Below are 16957 nucleotides of genomic sequence, written 5' to 3'. Positions count from 1 at the left end.
CGCCCGGTTACATTCCGAACCCGGAAGCTAAGCCTTTCAGCGCCGATGGTACTGCAGGGGGGACCCTGTGGGAGAGTAGGACGCCGCCGAACAATTTTTAGCCTCGGTCCCGAGTACTTAGTGCTCGGGACCGAGGCATTTTTGCGTTCCCACTCGATCGGATGTTCCACCGGATCGAGTGAAAACGCATCAGCATCCTGGCGTGGCAGGGCGGTTGTCACGCAGAGTGGTCAGTGAGGCCGGTCGGCTGGGTCCTGTCGACGAGTGGTCAACAGGCACCGGGGGCGCGATGCCCGAGCTGGCGGAGGGGGAGGTGATGGCCTGTGAGAGTGACGGCCTGTGCGGTGAGGGGGCGTGGGATGACGCCCCGTCCGTCCTTATATGCGACGCCGTCAGTTTCCCGATGTGGAGCCGACGGTCGGCTGACCCTCGCCGTTGGCTCCCGGAGAGCCTTCAGGCATTCCCGCGGCGCGGGCGAGCTCGAGGTCGAGCGCCTCGCGCCGGATGCGCTGGTCCATGTAGAGAAGGGCCGTCACACCCGCGCTGATCGGGAAGGTGATGGCCGAGCTGATCACTCCACCGACACCGACCACGATCAGAAAGGTCCAACCGACGGAGACGGATTCACCGGACAGCCAGTCCATGGCGTTGTCCCCGCCGATCACCATGGCGACCAGGCTGGTGGGGATCTCGATGATGGCGCCGACGATGAAGACCAGGACGACGGCCAGCAGTTGGATGCCGAAGACGCGCCCCCACGCACCGCGCACCAGCTTGAAGGAGCGTCGCAGGGCCTTGACGATCCCCTGCTTCTCCAGCATCAACGCGGGAGCAGCGAGGCTGAAGCGGACCCAGAGCCAGGCGGCGACGCCGGCCCCGGCGAGCCCGCCCAGAGAGGCGAGTGCGGCGCCCTCGCTGGGCACGCCCGCGGCGGCCAGCAGCAGACCCGGCGTCATACCGGCGCCGATGATGGCCACGGCGATGGTGGGGACCAGAAGGAGCAGCCCGCACAGCTGAAGGAGGCGCGGCCTGGCACCCGTCCATGCCTCCTTGGTCGACACGGATCGGCCCAGCACCGCTTGTGCGGCGACCACGGTCAGCAGGGCGGTGGTGACGATCGTTCCGAGGACGCCGAGCAGCAGGGTGACTCCGCTGTCCCCGAGCGAGTCGCCGACGGCGCGCATCGCCTGACCGATGGTGGCGTCCGGATCGTTGAGGACATCGCTTTCGTTCCCACGGGCGTCGTTCAACCACAGCCCCGTGGCGGCCGTGATCAGCCCCTGGGTGACGATCGAGACGATCAGCGAGATGCCGAGGACCGTGCGCCAGTGGGCGCGCATGATCGCCACCGCACCATCAAGGATCTCGCCGATGCTCAGCGGTCGCAGCGGAATGACCCCGGGGCGGGGAGCGGCCGACTGACGCCGGCCGGTGCCCCAACCGCCCGGCGGGGGAGCGTGCGGCCCCGGCGGTGGTGTGGGGCGTCCTCCCGACGCGGCCCAGCTGCCGGGCGGCGGCTGGCGCCGGGCCCACTGAGCACCCCATACGGGCTGCTCGGGGGCGGGCTGGTCGGCGGGCTTGCCCTGCTGCTGAGCGCCGTGGTCCGGTTCGTCGGAAGGGGACGATCCGGGCGGGGCCCAGCCCGGAGAGTCGTTCATCGTCGCTCCGTAGGTTGTTCGTTGACCGGCCGCGGCGTCCGCGGCGGGCGGATGTCAGCCATCGTGCCACGGTGCGTTGCGCCCCGTACCGGTCACTGGGGGCGGCCCGACACTTCAATAGTCGGTGGCGCACAGGGCAAACTGGGCGGATGGCTGATCAGTATCCGGTGTCCCCGGAAGGCTCCATACCTCCCACTGCCTTGGCGCTGCGCTGGGAGGAGCCCCCGGAGGGGCCCGTACTGGTACTTCTCGACCAGACCCGGCTGCCCGCCGAAGAGGTCGATCTGGTGTGCACCGATGTGCCGGCGCTGGTGGAGGCGATTCGGTCCCTCGCCGTGCGCGGCGCCCCGCTGCTCGGCCTCGCCGGGGCGTACGGGATCGCGCTGGCCGCGGCCCGGGGCTTCGATGTGGACGAGGCCGCCGAATCGCTCGCCCATGCCCGCCCCACCGCCGTCAACCTCGCCTATGGCGTCCGCCGGGCCGCCGCCGCGTACCACGCCGCGATCCGGGACGACGCGGACGAGGCTCGGGCCGCCGCGGCCGCCCTTGCCGAGGCCCGGGCCCTGCACCGGGAGGACGCCGAGGCCAGCGACCGTATGGCCGCCCATGGTCGGGCTCTCCTCGATGAGCTGCTGCCCGCGGGTGGTCACCGGATCCTCACGCATTGCAACACCGGCGCTCTGGTCTCCGGCGGTGAGGGGACCGCCCTCGCCGTGGTCAAGGCGGTGCACCGGGCGGGGCAGCTGCGGCGGCTCTGGGTGGACGAGACCCGGCCCCTGCTCCAGGGGGCGCGGTTGACCGCGTACGAGGCGGCGCGTGCCGGTATGGCGTACACGCTGCTCGCCGACAACGCGGCGGGTTCGCTGTTCGCAGCCGGTGAGGTGGACGCGGTGCTGATCGGGGCGGACCGGATCGCGGCGGACGGCTCGGTGGCCAACAAGGTGGGCAGCTATCCGCTCGCCGTGCTGGCCCGCTACCACCATGTGCCGTTCGTGGTGGTCGCCCCCACCACCACGGTGGACCCGGCCACCCCCGATGGAGCCGGGATCGAAGTCGAACAACGCCCTGGATATGAAGTGACGGACATCACAATCCCCTATGCGCCCATCGCCGGGCATGAGGCGGGCACCGGAGTGCCGGTCGCCCCGCTGGGCACACAGGCCCACAATCCGGCTTTCGACGTCACACCACCGGAGTTGGTGACGGCGATCGTCACCGAGCACGGCGTGCTCTCTCCGGTCACCGCGGACGGTGTCGCCGAGCTGTGTGCCAGGTCACGATCGGGTAATGGGATGATGTCGATATGAAGGGACGCGTCCTTGTCGTCGACGACGACACCGCACTGGCAGAGATGCTCGGCATCGTGCTGCGCGGCGAAGGCTTTGAACCGTCGTTCGTGTCGGACGGCGACAAGGCTCTTGCCGCTTTCCGCGAGACCAAGCCCGATCTTGTGCTGCTCGATCTGATGCTGCCCGGCCGGGACGGCATCGAGGTCTGCCGGCTGATCCGGGCCGAGTCCGGGGTGCCGATCGTCATGCTCACGGCCAAGAGCGACACGGTCGATGTGGTGGTCGGGCTCGAGTCCGGGGCGGATGACTACATCGTCAAGCCGTTCAAGCCGAAGGAACTGGTGGCCCGGATCCGGGCGCGGCTGAGGCGCTCCGAGGAGCCGGCGCCGGAGCAGCTGGCCATCGGCGATCTGGTGATCGACGTGGCGGGGCATTCGGTGAAGCGGGACGGCCAGTCGATAGCGCTGACCCCGCTGGAGTTCGATCTTCTGGTGGCGCTGGCACGTAAGCCGTGGCAGGTGTTCACCCGCGAGGTGCTGCTCGAGCAGGTGTGGGGCTATCGGCATGCTGCCGATACCCGGCTGGTCAATGTGCATGTGCAGCGGCTGCGGTCGAAGGTCGAGAAGGACCCCGAGCGGCCGGAGATCGTGGTGACCGTGCGCGGTGTCGGCTACAAGGCCGGGCCCAGCTGAGATGAGCGGTGGCACGGCGCCGCAGCCCGGGGGACCGGGAGGCGGGGCTCCGGAGGGTGCCCGGATGGGGCGGCCCGACCCGGCGGGCGAGATACCGCTGCTGCGGAGGCTGTGGAGCGGTGGACATCTGCTGCCCGACGGGGCGTCCGGAGGGCCGGCCCATCCGTTGATCCGGCTGTTCGGCCGGTGGGTGCGCCGTCCGCTGCTGCCCGCCGCCCGGCTGTGGCGGCGGAACATCCAGCTGCGGGTGGTCGCCACCACGCTGCTGATGTCGCTCGGTGTGGTGCTGCTGTTGGGCCTGGTGGTCATCGGGCAGGTGCGCAACGGTCTGCTGGACGCCAAGCGCCATGCGGCGCAGGGGCAGGCCGTCGGCGGCTTCGAGGTGGCCGAGCAGATGGCCGACCGTAAGAGCGACAACCGTGGCCAGGACGGGGCCGGGGCGGGTGCCCAGGACTCAGGGGCGTGGCTGAACGCGCTGGTGGAGCAGCTCGCCAGCGGTGGCAAGGGCGCGTATTCGGTGGTGGCGCTCAGCTCGGACTCCGGTGAGACGCCGTATGTGGCCAGCCGGGGGCCGAGGGCCTCGGGCGATGTCCAGCCGGACAGCGTGCCCGCCGATCTGCGCCGTCGGGTGGACGAGGGCCGGACCGCGCCGTATGAGCGCTACGGAAAGATCGTGCACGCGGGTTCCGGGGACGCCGAGCCCGCGTTGATCATCGGCAAGCGCCTGGACGACAACAACGGTGACGCCTACCAGCTGTACTACCTCTTCCCGTTCAGCCAGGAGGAGAAGTCGCTGAGCCTGGTCAAGGGCACCCTGGCCACGGCGGGGGTGTTCGTGGTCGTGCTGCTCGGGGCCATCGCCTGGGTGGTGGTGCGGCAGGTCGTGACGCCCGTAAGGATGGCGGCCGGGATCTCCGAGCGGCTGGCGGCCGGTCTGCTCCAGGAGCGGATGAAGGTCACCGGCGAGGACGACATCGCCCGCCTGGGGGAGTCGTTCAACAAGATGGCGCAGAACCTCCAGCTCAAGATCCAGCAGCTGGAGGAGCTCTCCCGGATGCAGCGCCGCTTCGTCTCCGATGTCTCCCATGAGCTGCGCACCCCGCTGACGACCGTAAGGATGGCGGCGGACGTCATCCATGAGGCGCGTGAGGACTTCGATCCGATCACCGCGCGCTCCGCCGAGCTGCTGTGGGGCCAGGTGGACCGTTTCGAGTCGCTGCTCAGCGATCTGCTGGAGATCAGCCGGTTCGACGCGGGTGCGGCGGCGCTGGAGGCCGAGCCGATCGATCTGCGCGATGTGGTGCACCGGGTGGTGGACGGGGCCGAGCCGCTCGCCGAGGCCAAGGGCACCCGGATCCTGGTGCGCGGCGCCGAGGCGCCGGTGATCGCGGAGGCCGACCCCCGCCGGGTCGAGCGGGTGCTGCGCAATCTGGTGGTCAACGCCGTGGAGCACGGTGAGGGCCGCGATGTGGTGGTGCGGCTGGCGACGGCGGGCGGTGCGGTGGCCGTCGCGGTGCGGGACTACGGCGTGGGGCTCAAGCCCGGCGAGGCGACACGGGTGTTCAACCGCTTCTGGCGGGCCGATCCGGCCCGTGCGCGCACCACCGGCGGCACCGGTCTGGGCCTGTCGATCGCGGTGGAGGACGCGCGGCTGCACGGCGGCTGGCTCCAGGCGTGGGGCGAGCCGGGCGGCGGTTCGCAGTTCCGGCTGACGCTGCCGCGCACCGCGGGGGATGTGCTGCGCGGTTCGCCGATCCCGCTGGAGCCCGCGGACTCCCGGCGCAACCGTCGGCCGGATGACACCGGGGCCGCGCAGCCCCCGGCGGAGCGGCTGGCGGCGGTGCCCGCGCAGCCGCGGTCCCCGCTGCCCGCCGACGCCGCGGCGCCCTCGGCCGACCCCACGGCCCTGCCGGGCAATGGGGCGCGGGTGGTGCGCGGTGCCCCGGAGACGCCGTCCGACGGGCCGCGTGGCGGCCGGGAGACGGCCGCCCGGCCGACGACATCGAACGAAGGGGAGGGCCGCCCTCGTGGGCGCTGACCGTGCCGACCGCCGCCGTTTTAGCCGCCGTGCGCGCCGCCCGGGCGGCCGGGGCCTGAGCGCGCCGGTGCTGCTGGCCTGTGGCGCCCTGCTGCTGTCCGGCTGTGCCTCGATGCCCGACAGCGGCGATGTGCGGCGGGTGGACTCCTCGCCGCGCTCCGACGTCGATTCCCAGGTGCGGGTCTACGGGGTGAGTCCGGGCAAGGGTGAGCAGCCCGCGGAGCTGGTCTCCGGCTTCCTGGAGGCCACGACGAGCGACGAGGAGAACTTCGGCACTGCGAAGGAGTACCTGACCAGAAGCGCGATCAAGCGGTGGCAGCCGTTCGCGGCCACCACTGTGCTGGAGCAGGCGCCGGACGTTCGGGTGGAAACGGATCCCGGCGACCGGGACGGCAGCGGTAAGACGGTCGTGCTGTCCGGCAAGCGGATCGCCGTCGTGGACGACACACACGCCTACAAGCCCGATGAGCAGCCGTACGAGGAGCGCATCCATCTCACGCTGAGCGGTTCGGAGTGGCGGATCGACGGGCCGCCGCGGGGGCTGATCCTCGGTGAGTCCGACTTCCAGCGCATCTACCGCTCGGTCAATAAGTACTACTTTGCCGATCTGGGTCCGGACGCCGAGGAGTCGAGGGCCGGGGACAACGTCCTGGTGGCCGATCCGGTCTATGTACGGCGCCGTATCGACCCGGTGACCGCGACCGTCAAGGCGCTGCTGGACGGTCCGACGGGGTGGCTGGAGCCGGTGGTCAGCAGCTCCTTCCCCCGTGGTGCGGCGCTCGGCAGCCCGGGTGAGCGGCTCTCGCTGGACGATTCGAATGCGCTGAAGATCCGGCTGAACGACCGGGCGGCGCGGATCAGCGCGCCGCGCTGTGCCCGGATGGCGGCGCAGACGCTGTTCACGGTCCAGGATCTAGGAGAGGGATCGTCCCAGGTCAGCGGGGTGCGGCTGGAGCGGCAGAACGGTTCGGAGCTATGTGCCCTCTCCAGTGACGGGGCGCGTGCGTACGCCCCGGACGGGGTCGAGGGCCATCCGCGGCACCAGTATTTCGTCGACTCCGAGCATCGGATGGTCCGATTGTCCGACGACGAGGAACGGCCACGGCCGGTTCCGGGGCCGTTCGGCGCCGATGGCGCGGGTCTGGGCTCGGTGGCCGTCTCCCGCGACGAGCGGGACGTGGCGGGTGTCACCGCCGATGGCCAGTCGCTGTACGTGAGCGAGCTGGCGGCCGCCGCGGAGCGCGGCAAGGTGCGGCTGCGCAGCCGGGGCGGCAGCGTGGAGCACGGTCTGACGGCGCCGAGCTGGGACGGTCTTGGCGGTCTGTGGGTGGCCGACCGGGATCCGCGGCAGCCGAGGCTGCTGCGGCTGCGGGGCGGCACCGGACCGGCGGACGAGGTGGCGCTGCCGCGGCTGGACGGCGGCCGGATCACGGCGCTGCGGGTGTCCGCGGACGGCTCCAGGATCGCGATGCTGGTCAAGCGGTCCGGCCACACCACGCTGCGGCTCGGCCGGATCGAGCGCCGGGGTACCGAGGCCGCCCCGAAGCTGTCGGTCGGGGCGCTGCGGGCGGTCGCGCCGAAGCTGGAGGACGTGGACACCTTCTCCTGGGCGGGCGACAGCCGGCTGGTGGTCGCGGGCCGGGAGTCGGACGGGGTGCAGCAGCTGCAATACGTGGAGACGGACGGCTCCCCGTCGAACGTCCCGGAGGTGCCGGGGCCGAATGGGGTGCAGTCGATCGGTGCCTCGGAGGACCAGACGCGGCCGCTGATCGCCGAGACCAGGGAGAACGGCATCGTGCGGCTGCTGCCGAACACCGACTGGAAGACCGTGGACCAGGACGGTTCGGGGCCGGTCTACCCCGGTTAGGGCACGGTCACGAGCCCGGCCGGTCGGCTCTGCCCCGGTCGGCGCGATTCCGGTCGGCTCTACCCCGGTCGGGCGGGTTGCCCCAACCGGCTCTGCCCCGGTCGGGCGGGCTGCCCCGGTCGGCTCTGTCCCGGTCGGGCTGCCCCCGTCGGGTGGGGCGGCCACGGTGTGTCCTAGGCCAGAACACCGATCGGGGGTGGCTGGTTGTCCACATGTGCGCGGTTGTCCACAGGGGGTGGCGCGGTGGCCCGGCCGCCGGGACAGTGGTGGTCATGCGGGGCTGGTGGCAGGAGATCGCCGATCTGGTGCTGCCGGGCGACTGCGCCGGATGCGGTCGGCCGGGCGGCACGTTGTGTGGCCATTGCCGTGGGGCGCTGCTTGGTTCCGGGGCGCGCCGGGTGGAGCCGAGCCCGGTGCCGCCGGGGCTGCCGGTGGTCCATGCGGCGGTGGATTACGTGGACGAGGCGCGGGCGGTGCTGCTCGCGCACAAGGAGCGGGGAGCGCTGAGGCTGGCGCGGCCGCTGGGCGAGGCGCTGGCGAGAGCGGTGCGGGCGGCCTGTTCCGGGCCCGGTGCGGGGTCCCGGGGGCGGGTGGCAGCGAGATCGGGCGCCATATGCGGGGCGAGACCGGGGGCCGGACCGGGGGCGAGACCCCGCGGGTGCCTGCTGCTGGTGCCGGTGCCATCGGCCCGGCGCGCGGTGGGCGCCCGGGGCCATGACCCGGCCCGGCGGATCGCGCTGGCCGCGGCGGGTGTGCTGCGCGGTGGTGGGCGCCCGGCGAGGGTTCCGGCGGTGCTGCGCCAGCGGCGCCGGGTGACCGACCAGTCGGGGCTGGACGCGCGGCAGCGGCGGGCCAATGTGACGGGCGCGCTGGGGGCGGTCCCCGGTAGTGCGCGGCTGCTGGCGGCGGGCCCGGTCGTCCTGGTGGACGATCTGATGACGACGGGGGCGTCGCTCGCGGAGGCGGCGCGGGCGGTGACCGCGGCCGGTGGGCTGGTCATCGGCGCGGCCGTGGTGGCCGCACCCCTGATGCCCTGACGCACACCGACCCCGGAACTGAATACGAAGCCGCGTCGTTGCAGGCGGTAAGCGCGGCAAAGCACCTGATCGGAGGTACGTGCCGGTAGGGGGTGCCGACTTCCGACCGGCCGAGCTATGTTCGGTTGTGAGGGATGGCGGGTGCTATGACTCGCTCATCCGCTTGGCGTGTTTTGCCTGCATTCTGGTGAGGCTTGGAACAAACGGGGTTGAGATCCTCTCCGTGGGAAGGAGGAGCTGAAAGCGCCAAGCCGGCGGCTCCGGAAGACACCGGAGCCAAGTGCACAAGGGATGACGCTCCGATATTGACTTTGGAGCTACCCGGGAACGGAGTTCTGCGTGGACATCGTCGTCAAGGGCCGTAAAACTGAGGTGCCCGAGCGGTTCCGGAAGCACGTGGCCGAGAAGCTGAAGCTGGATAAGATCCAGAAGCTCGACGGCAAGGTGATCAGCCTCGACGTCGAGGTGTCCAAGGAGCACAACCCGCGGCAGTCCGACCGCGCCGACCGGGTGGAGATCACGCTCCGCTCGCGGGGCCCGGTGATCCGGGCGGAGGCCGCCGCGGCCGATCCGTACGCAGCGCTGGACCTGGCGGCCAGCAAGCTGGAGGCACGGATGCGCAAGCAGCACGACAAGCGCCATACGCGCCGTGGCAACGGTCGCATTCCGGCCAGCGACGTGGCTGTCACCGTGCCCAACGCGGCGCGTATCAACGGGCATGGTGAGATCGCCCCGCAGCGCACCGCGGAAACCGTCCCCACCACCCGGATGGGCCCCCTGGAGGTGCAGGGTGAGGGCCCCCTGGTGGTCCGGGAGAAGACCCACGCCGCGGTTCCGATGACGCTCGACCAGGCTCTCTACGAGATGGAGCTGGTCGGGCACGACTTCTATCTTTTCGTCGACTCCGACACCAACCAGCCCAGCGTCGTCTACCGGCGGCATGGTTATGACTACGGGGTGATTCATCTTCAGCCGGAAGCGTTCGTCGGAGAGGCACCCGGTGGCGCCGGTGGCGCGCTCGGTGGCTGACCGAGAAATTCAGCCGAATCCATCCTGACAAGTGAGTGGTGCCCCGGAGCGCCTGTGCGCCCCCCGGGGCACCTCCGTGCGACCACGGCGGGACCATTCCGCCGTCCGGGCATGAAATCATGGCCGAGCGGCCAACCGGTGTACCGAAAGCACCGGTTGACGCCAGACCGAGTGCACCAAAGGTGCGGACCGCAAGGGCCATGGCCTTCAGGGGGAGGAACGATGGCGGACAGCTTCGGGCCCGTGTCCGACGCCGGTGAAGACCATGGCGTCGGTCCGGACGGGGACGAGCCGCGCGGCGAGCCGCGCAAGGAGCCGATTCGGGTCCTCGTAGTGGACGACCACGCGCTCTTCCGGCGTGGATTGGAGATCGTCCTGGCCCAGGAGGAGGACATCCAGGTCGTCGGCGAGGCGGGGGACGGGGCCGAGGCGGTGGACAAGGCGGCGGATCTGCTGCCGGACATCGTCCTGATGGATGTGCGGATGCCCAAGCGCGGGGGGATCGAGGCATGCACCGCCATCAAGGAGGTGGCACCCAGCGCCAAGATCATCATGCTGACGATCAGCGATGAGGAAGCCGATCTCTACGACGCGATCAAGGCGGGGGCCACGGGCTATCTGCTGAAGGAGATCTCGACCGACGAGGTCTCGACCGCCATCCGGGCGGTGGCGGACGGCCAGTCGCAGATCAGCCCGTCGATGGCGGCCAAGCTGCTGACCGAGTTCAAGTCGATGATCCAGCGCACCGATGAGCGGCGGCTGGTGCCCGCGCCCCGGCTCACCGACCGGGAGCTGGAGGTGCTCAAGCTGGTGGCGACCGGTATGAACAACCGGGATATCGCCAAGGAGCTGTTCATCAGCGAGAACACCGTGAAGAACCACGTCCGCAACATTCTGGAGAAATTGCAGCTGCACTCCAGGATGGAGGCCGTGGTCTATGCGATGCGGGAGAAGATCCTCGAGATCAGATGAGGGTCCCGCCCGGAGCCCCGGCAACCCGGAGCCCCGGGCGGACGGCCGGGCTGCTGGCGTACATCGTGCGGGGTGCCCGGGGCCGCCGGGCCCTGGCCTGCTCATCGTTGCTGCTGGCCGGAGCGGAGACCGTCAGGAGACCGCCCTCGACCCCACAGAAGCGGGCCGACGGCGTCGATGCCGGGCCTCCCCCGGGGCTGTTCGGGGCGGTTCAGGCGATTGTCGCCGCGACCGCCGCCGTGAGCGGTGCGGCGAGCTCCGGGCGGTCGACGCGCTCGATCCGTACGGAGTCACAGCCCACCCATGAGGCTGCCTCCCACAGCGCCTGCGCCATGGGGGCCACGGCCTTCGGCGACTCCAGTGACACCTGCCGGGCGACCAGGGTCTTCCCCTCCCGGGCCGGATCGACCCGGCCCAGCAGCCGCCCGCCCGACAGCAGCGGCATGGCGAAGTAGCCGTAGATCCGCTTGGGCCTGGGCACATACGCCTCCAGCCGATGGGTGAAGCCGAAGATCCGCTCGGTGCGCGCCCGATCCCATATCAACGAGTCGAAAGGCGACAGCAGAGTGGTGCGGTGCCGGCCGCGCGGTGGGGTGGCCAGTGCCTCGGGGTCGGCCCAGGCGGGCTTGTCCCAGCCCTCGACCGCGACCGGCACCAGCCCCGAATCCGCGATCACCGCCTCCACCTGCTCGCCCTTGAGCCGGTGGTAGTCGGCGATGTCCGCCCGGGTGCCCACGCCCAGGGACTGCCCGGCCAGCCGGACCAGCCGGCGCAGACACTCCAGGTCGTCCAGGTCGTCATGGAGCAGGGCGTCCGGCACGGCGCGCTCCGCCAGGTCGTACACCCGCTTCCAGCCGCGCCGCTCGACGCACACCACCTCGCCGAACATCAGCGCCCGCTCGACCGCGATCTTCGCCGCCGACCAGTCCCACCACGGCCCGCCGTTCTTGGCCCCGCCAAGCTCGGTGGCGGTCAGCGGGCCCTCCGCGCGCAGCTGCTTCACCACCGTCTCGTACACCCCGTCCGGCAGCTCGTGGTTCCAGTGCGGACGGTCGCGGTAGGCGCGGCGGCGGAAGGCGAAGTGCGGCCACTCCTCGATCGGCAGCACACAGGCGGCATGCGACCAGTACTCGAACGCGTGGGTGCCGGTCCAGTAAGCCGACTCGACGTCCTTACGGCCGACCGCGCCCAGCCGCGCGTATGGAATCAGCTCATGTGAGCGGGCCAGCACCGAGATCGTGTCCAACTGCACCGCGCCCAGATGGCGCAGCACGCCCCGCACCCCGCCACGCCGGTCGGGGGCGCCCAGCAGCCCCTGGGCGCGCAGCGCGATCCGGCGCGCCTCGTCGGCGGAGAGTGCGGTCTCGGGCGTGCGGTCCACGGTGGATCCGGTGGCGGCGTTCGTCATGCGCGTCACCGTAGTGGCACCCACTGACAACGCCGCCGACGGCCGGGTTCGCCCGATGCCCGGATCCACCGACGCCCGCCCGATACCTGGCGCCCGTCCGACGCCCGTCCGATGCGCCCTGGCGCCGCCCCAGCCCCCTCAGACCGCCGACGGCGCCCCCTCAGACCGCCGACGGCGCCCCCTCAGACCGCCGACGGCGCCGTGGACGCCCTGTCGGGCGCCCCGGGCGCGTTGGCCGCCTCGGACGCCTTGGCGGGCAGATACGGCGTGGTCGACGGCAGACCCCAGTCGGAGGGCAGCAGCGCGCCGCGCCAGGCGTCCCGCCGGGTCCCCTGGTGGACGATCCGGGCGCGGTCCGTCCCCTCCATCCGGAAGCCCACCCCGAGGGCGACCGCCCGCGAGCCCTCGTTCCCGGCCTCGCTGCACCACTCCAGGCGCTCCACCCCGAGCCGGGTGAACGCCCACTCGATCACGGCCCGCGCCGCCTCGCCCGTATAGCCGCGCCGGCGGTGCTCGCGCACCGTCCAGTAGCCCAGCTCGGCCTGGTGCTCGGGGGTGCGCAGATGGGCCAGCCGCACCAGGCCCATGGTGCCGATGAGCGCGCCGTCACTCTTGGTGACCGCGGCGAAGTCGTAGGTCAGGTCGTCACGCCAGTTCTCCGGGCAGATCCGGCGGGTGAAGTCCTCCGCGTGGGCACGTTCGTACGGGGAGGGCACGCTGGTCCAGCGCTGGATGTCGGGGTCCTGACAAGCCGCGAAGACCGCGTCCGTGTCGGAGGGACGGAAGGGGCGCAGGACCAGGCGCTCGGTGGTGAGGGTGACAGGCTCCATGCGTCCCGAGTCTGCGCCGCCGTTGTCACTCACCGCGAGCGGTTTCGGTGAATTGGAGGGCACCTGGGGGGCCTCCCGGGCGTTGACACGGTGAGGTGACATCCGGTCCTCGTGGTGACGGACCTCCCGGCGTGCCGGGGTCTGTCTTACGATGGCCGTTGCGGCGGGGCCTGCGCCCCTTGACAATGCCGCGCCAGCGCACCCCGACCGTGCCAGGCCCGACCGGCAAGGAGCCAGCCTACGTGTCCGTCCTCAACAAGCTCATGCGTGCAGGCGAAGGAAAGATCCTGCGCAAGCTGCACCGCATCGCGGACCAGGTCAATTCCATCGAAGAGGACTTCCTGTCGCTCTCCGACGCCGAGCTCCGCGCCCTCACCGACGAGTACAAGCAGCGGTACGCCGACGGTGAGAGCCTCGACGATCTGATGCCCGAAGCGTTCGCCACGGTGCGCGAGGCGGCCAAGCGGGTGCTCGGACAGCGTCACTACGACGTCCAGCTGATGGGCGGCGCGGCGCTGCACCTCGGGTATGTCGCCGAGATGAAGACAGGCGAGGGCAAGACCCTGGTCGGCACCCTCCCGGCGTATCTGAACGCGCTGTCGGACAAGGGCGTCCACCTCATCACGGTCAACGACTACCTGGCCGAGCGCGACTCCGAGTGGATGGGCCGGGTGCACCGGTTCCTCGGCCTGGAGGTCGGCTGCATCCTCGCCAACATGACCCCGGCGCAGCGCCGCGAGCAGTACGCGTGCGACATCACCTACGGCACCAACAACGAATTCGGCTTCGACTACCTGCGCGACAACATGGCGTGGTCGAAGGACGAGCTGGTGCAGCGCGGCCACAACTTCGCGATCGTCGACGAGGTCGACTCGATCCTGGTGGACGAGGCCCGTACGCCGCTGATCATCTCCGGCCCGGCCGACCAGGCCACCAAGTGGTACGGCGACTTCGCCAAGCTGGTCACCCGGCTCTCCAGGGGCCAGGCCGCCGAGCCGCAGAAGGGCCAGGAGGAGACCGGGGACTACGAGGTCGACGAGAAGAAGCGCACCGTCGGCATCCATGAGTCCGGTGTCACCAAGGTCGAGGACTGGCTGGGGATCGACAACCTCTATGAGTCGGTCAACACCCCGCTGGTCGGCTACCTCAACAACGCGATCAAGGCCAAGGAGCTCTTCAAGAAGGACAAGGACTACGTCGTCATGGACGGCGAAGTCATGATCGTCGACGAGCACACCGGCCGTATCCTCGCGGGCCGCCGCTACAACGAGGGCATGCACCAGGCCATCGAGGCGAAGGAAGCGGTGGAGATCAAGGACGAGAACCAGACGCTCGCCACGATCACCCTCCAGAACTTCTTCCGCCTCTACGACAAGCTCTCCGGCATGACCGGTACGGCGATGACCGAGGCCGCCGAGTTCCACCAGATCTACAAGCTCGGTGTGGTCCCGATCCCGACCCACCGCCCCCTCGCCCGCCTCGACCAGTCCGACCTGATCTACCGCACCGAGGTCGCGAAGTTCGACGCGGTGGTCGAGGACATCGTCGAGAAGCACGCCAAGGGCCAGCCGGTCCTGGTCGGCACCACCTCCGTGGAGAAGTCCGAGTACCTCTCCCAGCAGCTCGCCAAGCGCGGCGTGCCGCACGAGGTGCTCAACGCCAAGCAGCACGACCGGGAGGCGACGATCGTCGCCCAGGCCGGCCGTAAGGGCGCCGTGACCGTCGCGACCAACATGGCGGGCCGCGGCACCGACATCAAGCTCGGCGGCAACCCCGACGACCTCGCCGAGGCCGAGCTGCGCCAGCGCGGTCTGGACCCGGTGGAGCACGCCGAGGAGTGGGCCGCCGCGCTGCCCGCCGCCCTGGAGAAGGCCGAGGCCGCGGTCAAGGCCGAGTTCGAAGAGGTCAAGGAGCTCGGCGGGCTGTATGTGCTGGGCACCGAGCGCCATGAGTCGCGCCGGATCGACAACCAGCTGCGCGGCCGCTCCGGCCGTCAGGGCGACCCCGGCGAGTCCCGCTTCTACCTCTCGCTCGGCGACGATCTGATGCGGCTGTTCAAGGCGCAGATGGTCGAGCGCGTCATGGCGATGGCGAACGTCCCGGACGATGTCCCGATCGAGAACAAGATGGTCACCCGGGCCATCGCCTCCGCCCAGTCGCAGGTCGAGCAGCAGAACTTCGAGACCCGTAAGAACGTCCTGAAGTACGACGAGGTCCTGAACCGCCAGCGTGAGGTCATCTACGGCGAGCGTCGCCGCGTCCTGGAGGGCGAGGACCTCCAGGACCAGATCGGCCACTTCATGGACGACACGATCGAAGCCTATGTGCGGGCGGAGACGGTCGAGGGCTTCGCCGAGGAGTGGGACCTGGACCGGCTGTGGAACGCCTTCAAGCAGCTCTACCCGGTCAGTGTGACGATCGAGGAGCTGGAGGAGACGGTCGGCGACCGCGCCGGGATCACCGCCGAGTTCATCGAGGAGTCCGTCAACGACGACATCCACCAGCAGTACGAGGCGCGCGAGGAGCAGCTCGGCTCCGAGATTATGCGTGAGCTGGAGCGGCGGGTCGTGCTCTCGGTCCTCGACCGCAAGTGGCGCGAGCACCTCTACGAGATGGACTACCTCCAGGAGGGCATCGGGCTGCGCGCGATGGCCCAGAAGGACCCGCTGGTCGAGTACCAGCGCGAGGGCTTCGACATGTTCCAGGCCATGATGGAGGGCATCAAGGAGGAGTCCGTCGGCTATCTGTTCAACCTGGAGGTCCAGGTCGAGCAGCAGGTCGAGGAGGTCCCGGTCGAGGCGTCGGAGGAGCAGGTCGACCTCGTCAAGGACGTGCAGGACGCGGTGCCGGCGGGCGCGCCGGCCGCGGGCCCGGCGGGCTCATCGGGGCGCCCCGAGATCCGCGCCAAGGGCCTCGAGGCGCCGCAGCGGCCGGACCGGCTGCACTTCTCCGCCCCCACGGTGGACGGTGAGGGCGGTGTCGTCGAGGGCGACTTCCCCAATGGCGAGACGCCTCCTCCGCCCCGGTCGGAGGCCGACGGGCTGACGCGGGCGGAGCGGCGCAAGGCGCAGAAGGGGCGCCGCCGCAAGAAGTAGTTCTCGGTTGCTGTGAACGGGCCGGGTGCCGCGCGGGAGCGCGGCACCCGGCCCGTCGCGTCCTCGCCCTGTGGGCGGGTTTCGCGGATCGGGCCGGCTTACGGTGTCGGCCCTGGCGTCCCGGGCTCTACGGGGTCCGGCGGACCGCGCGGCGGGGCCGTATGTCGATGCTTTCCCCTCCCCGCCCCTTCCCGTAACCATGGGCTCCGCCCCTGGACCCCGCTCCTCAAACGCCGGAGGGGCTGGATTGGCTCCGCCCCTTCCCGTGGCATCGATATGCGGCTCCGCCGCGTGGCAGGGCTCCGCCCCTGGACCCCCGGAGCGCAGGAGGGGCGGAGTCCTGCCGTGGGGCCGAGCCGCATATCGATGTTGCGGGAAGGGGCAGGGGAGGGGAGCGGCCCGCCGCGAGCGGCGAGATCCGCCGGACGGGGCTCAGGCAAGTGGGCCGAGGTCAATTGCGGCGCAGCGCCAGCGGGCGTCGGCGCCGAGCTCCAGCCGGAAGGCGAGCGCGCTGAGCCGGTCTCCGGAGGCGATCCGGGCGAACGCCTCGATGACCCCGTGCCGGGGCTGGTACTCGCCACAGCGCCGTACGACGGGCGCTGTGGCACGCGTTCCGGCGGGGCGCAGCGGGGCGCGCGGGGCGAGTTCGATCAGTTGGTCGTAGGCGGCCGGGAGGGCGTGCCCGAGGAGGGTGTGAACGGGGCGCTGACCGCTGAGGGTGAGCACCAGCCGGTTGGCGAACCAGTAGCGCGGCAGCCGATCCCGCTGCCGCCACGCCGCGGTGGCGGCAGCGGAGCGCGATACTGCCGCCGCGCGGGACGCGGTCGGCACACGGGACGCGGTGGGCACGCGGCGCGCGTCCGTCGTGTGGGGCGCCGCAGTCTGGGGCCGTACGGTCCGGGGCTGTGCTGCCGTTGTGGGGGTGGTGCGGGGGCGGCGGGGGTCTTTGCGGCCGGGTGGGCCGCTTCGCCCCGGCCCGCTGCCGCCGCGCCGTCGTACGGCTTCCCCGGCTGCGGTCCGTCGTGCGGCTTCCCTGGCTGTG

Annotated in this window: 12 protein-coding genes and 1 rRNA gene; 9 read left to right on the top strand and 4 right to left on the bottom strand. The window is 71.0% G+C overall.

What is annotated here, in order from left to right; genetic code table 11:
• Window positions 1–92, top strand: a 5S ribosomal RNA gene (gene rrf, locus AB0E24_RS39895); the annotation flags it as partial.
• A gap of 300 nt (window positions 93–392) precedes the next feature.
• Here the strand turns inward: rrf and AB0E24_RS39890 are convergent.
• Window positions 393–1658, bottom strand: a complete 1266-nt coding sequence (locus tag AB0E24_RS39890; protein WP_359384510.1) for a hypothetical protein — start codon at window positions 1656–1658, stop codon at window positions 393–395.
• 149 nt (window positions 1659–1807) lie between these two features.
• On the opposite strand from AB0E24_RS39890, the gene mtnA reads away from it, so the two are divergent.
• The 7 genes from mtnA (at window position 1808) to AB0E24_RS39855 (ending at window position 10582) form a co-directional block, all read left to right on the top strand.
• Window positions 1808–2965, top strand: a complete 1158-nt coding sequence (gene mtnA / locus AB0E24_RS39885; RefSeq protein WP_069863377.1) for an S-methyl-5-thioribose-1-phosphate isomerase — start codon at window positions 1808–1810, stop codon at window positions 2963–2965.
• Window positions 2962–3639 carry a two-component system response regulator MtrA gene (gene mtrA, locus AB0E24_RS39880; RefSeq protein ID WP_014061181.1) on the top strand — a complete coding sequence of 226 codons (678 nt, stop codon included), beginning with the start codon at window positions 2962–2964 and terminating at the stop codon, window positions 3637–3639. The genes mtnA and mtrA overlap by 4 nt, the downstream gene beginning before the upstream one ends.
• A 64-nt stretch (window positions 3640–3703) precedes the next feature.
• Window positions 3704–5677 (top strand): MtrAB system histidine kinase MtrB, encoded by a 1974-nt coding sequence (mtrB, locus tag AB0E24_RS39875; protein WP_069863384.1) that lies wholly within the window; start codon window positions 3704–3706, stop codon window positions 5675–5677.
• A complete protein-coding gene (locus AB0E24_RS39870; RefSeq protein ID WP_435865375.1) occupies window positions 5667–7544 on the top strand; it encodes an LpqB family beta-propeller domain-containing protein in 1878 nt (625 codons plus the stop codon). The genes mtrB and AB0E24_RS39870 overlap by 11 nt, the downstream gene beginning before the upstream one ends.
• A gap of 272 nt (window positions 7545–7816) precedes the next feature.
• The gene (locus AB0E24_RS39865) at window positions 7817–8581 is read left to right on the top strand and encodes a ComF family protein (protein WP_079257877.1); all 765 of its coding nucleotides are present in this window, start codon (window positions 7817–7819) and stop codon (window positions 8579–8581) included.
• 339 nt (window positions 8582–8920) lie between these two features.
• Entirely contained in the window at window positions 8921–9610 is a 690-nt protein-coding gene (hpf, locus tag AB0E24_RS39860; RefSeq protein ID WP_069863394.1) for a ribosome hibernation-promoting factor, HPF/YfiA family, read from the top strand.
• A 222-nt stretch (window positions 9611–9832) separates the two neighbouring features.
• Window positions 9833–10582: a response regulator gene (locus tag AB0E24_RS39855; protein WP_069863396.1), complete on the top strand. Its 750-nt coding sequence runs from the start codon at window positions 9833–9835 to the stop codon at window positions 10580–10582.
• 211 nt (window positions 10583–10793) lie between these two features.
• Here the strand turns inward: AB0E24_RS39855 and AB0E24_RS39850 are convergent, their stop codons facing one another.
• Together AB0E24_RS39850 and AB0E24_RS39845 are read right to left on the bottom strand one after the other, a co-directional pair.
• Window positions 10794–11990: a winged helix-turn-helix domain-containing protein gene (locus tag AB0E24_RS39850; RefSeq protein WP_359384503.1), complete on the bottom strand. Its 1197-nt coding sequence runs from the start codon at window positions 11988–11990 to the stop codon at window positions 10794–10796.
• Window positions 11991–12172: 182 nt separating this feature from the next.
• Window positions 12173–12820 carry a GNAT family N-acetyltransferase gene (locus tag AB0E24_RS39845; RefSeq protein ID WP_099016956.1) on the bottom strand — a complete coding sequence of 216 codons (648 nt, stop codon included), beginning with the start codon at window positions 12818–12820 and terminating at the stop codon, window positions 12173–12175.
• A gap of 242 nt (window positions 12821–13062) precedes the next feature.
• Here AB0E24_RS39845 and secA point away from each other — a divergent pair, with 242 nt between their 5' ends.
• Entirely contained in the window at window positions 13063–15915 is a 2853-nt protein-coding gene (secA, locus tag AB0E24_RS39840) for a preprotein translocase subunit SecA (protein ID WP_069863401.1), read from the top strand.
• Window positions 15916–16347: 432 nt separating this feature from the next.
• Here the strand turns inward: secA and AB0E24_RS39835 are convergent, their stop codons facing one another.
• The gene (locus AB0E24_RS39835) at window positions 16348–16764 is read right to left on the bottom strand and encodes an Rv3235 family protein (protein ID WP_232640073.1); all 417 of its coding nucleotides are present in this window, start codon (window positions 16762–16764) and stop codon (window positions 16348–16350) included.
• Window positions 16765–16957 lie beyond the last annotated feature (193 nt).

The sequence above is a fragment of the Streptomyces malaysiensis subsp. malaysiensis genome (assembly GCF_040653035.1).
Taxonomy (GTDB): Bacteria; Actinomycetota; Actinomycetes; order Streptomycetales; family Streptomycetaceae; genus Streptomyces; species Streptomyces malaysiensis.
This window is presented reverse-complemented; position numbering and strand designations above follow the sequence as displayed.

Bases quoted from the DNA above. Each gene is read 5' to 3' on its own strand.
- AB0E24_RS39855 (WP_069863396.1), top strand. From the start codon at position 9,833: ATGGCGGACAGCTTCGGGCCCGTGTCCGACGCCGGTGAAGACCATGGC.
- AB0E24_RS39865 (WP_079257877.1), top strand. From the start codon at position 7,817: ATGCGGGGCTGGTGGCAGGAGATCGCCGATCTGGTGCTGCCGGGCGAC.
- AB0E24_RS39845 (WP_099016956.1), bottom strand. From the start codon at position 12,820: ATGGAGCCTGTCACCCTCACCACCGAGCGCCTGGTCCTGCGCCCCTTC.
- mtrB (WP_069863384.1), top strand. From the start codon at position 3,704: ATGGGGCGGCCCGACCCGGCGGGCGAGATACCGCTGCTGCGGAGGCTG.
- AB0E24_RS39850 (WP_359384503.1), bottom strand. From the start codon at position 11,990: ATGACGAACGCCGCCACCGGATCCACCGTGGACCGCACGCCCGAGACC.
- mtnA (WP_069863377.1), top strand. From the start codon at position 1,808: ATGGCTGATCAGTATCCGGTGTCCCCGGAAGGCTCCATACCTCCCACT.
- mtrA (WP_014061181.1), top strand. From the start codon at position 2,962: ATGAAGGGACGCGTCCTTGTCGTCGACGACGACACCGCACTGGCAGAG.
- AB0E24_RS39890 (WP_359384510.1), bottom strand. From the start codon at position 1,658: ATGAACGACTCTCCGGGCTGGGCCCCGCCCGGATCGTCCCCTTCCGAC.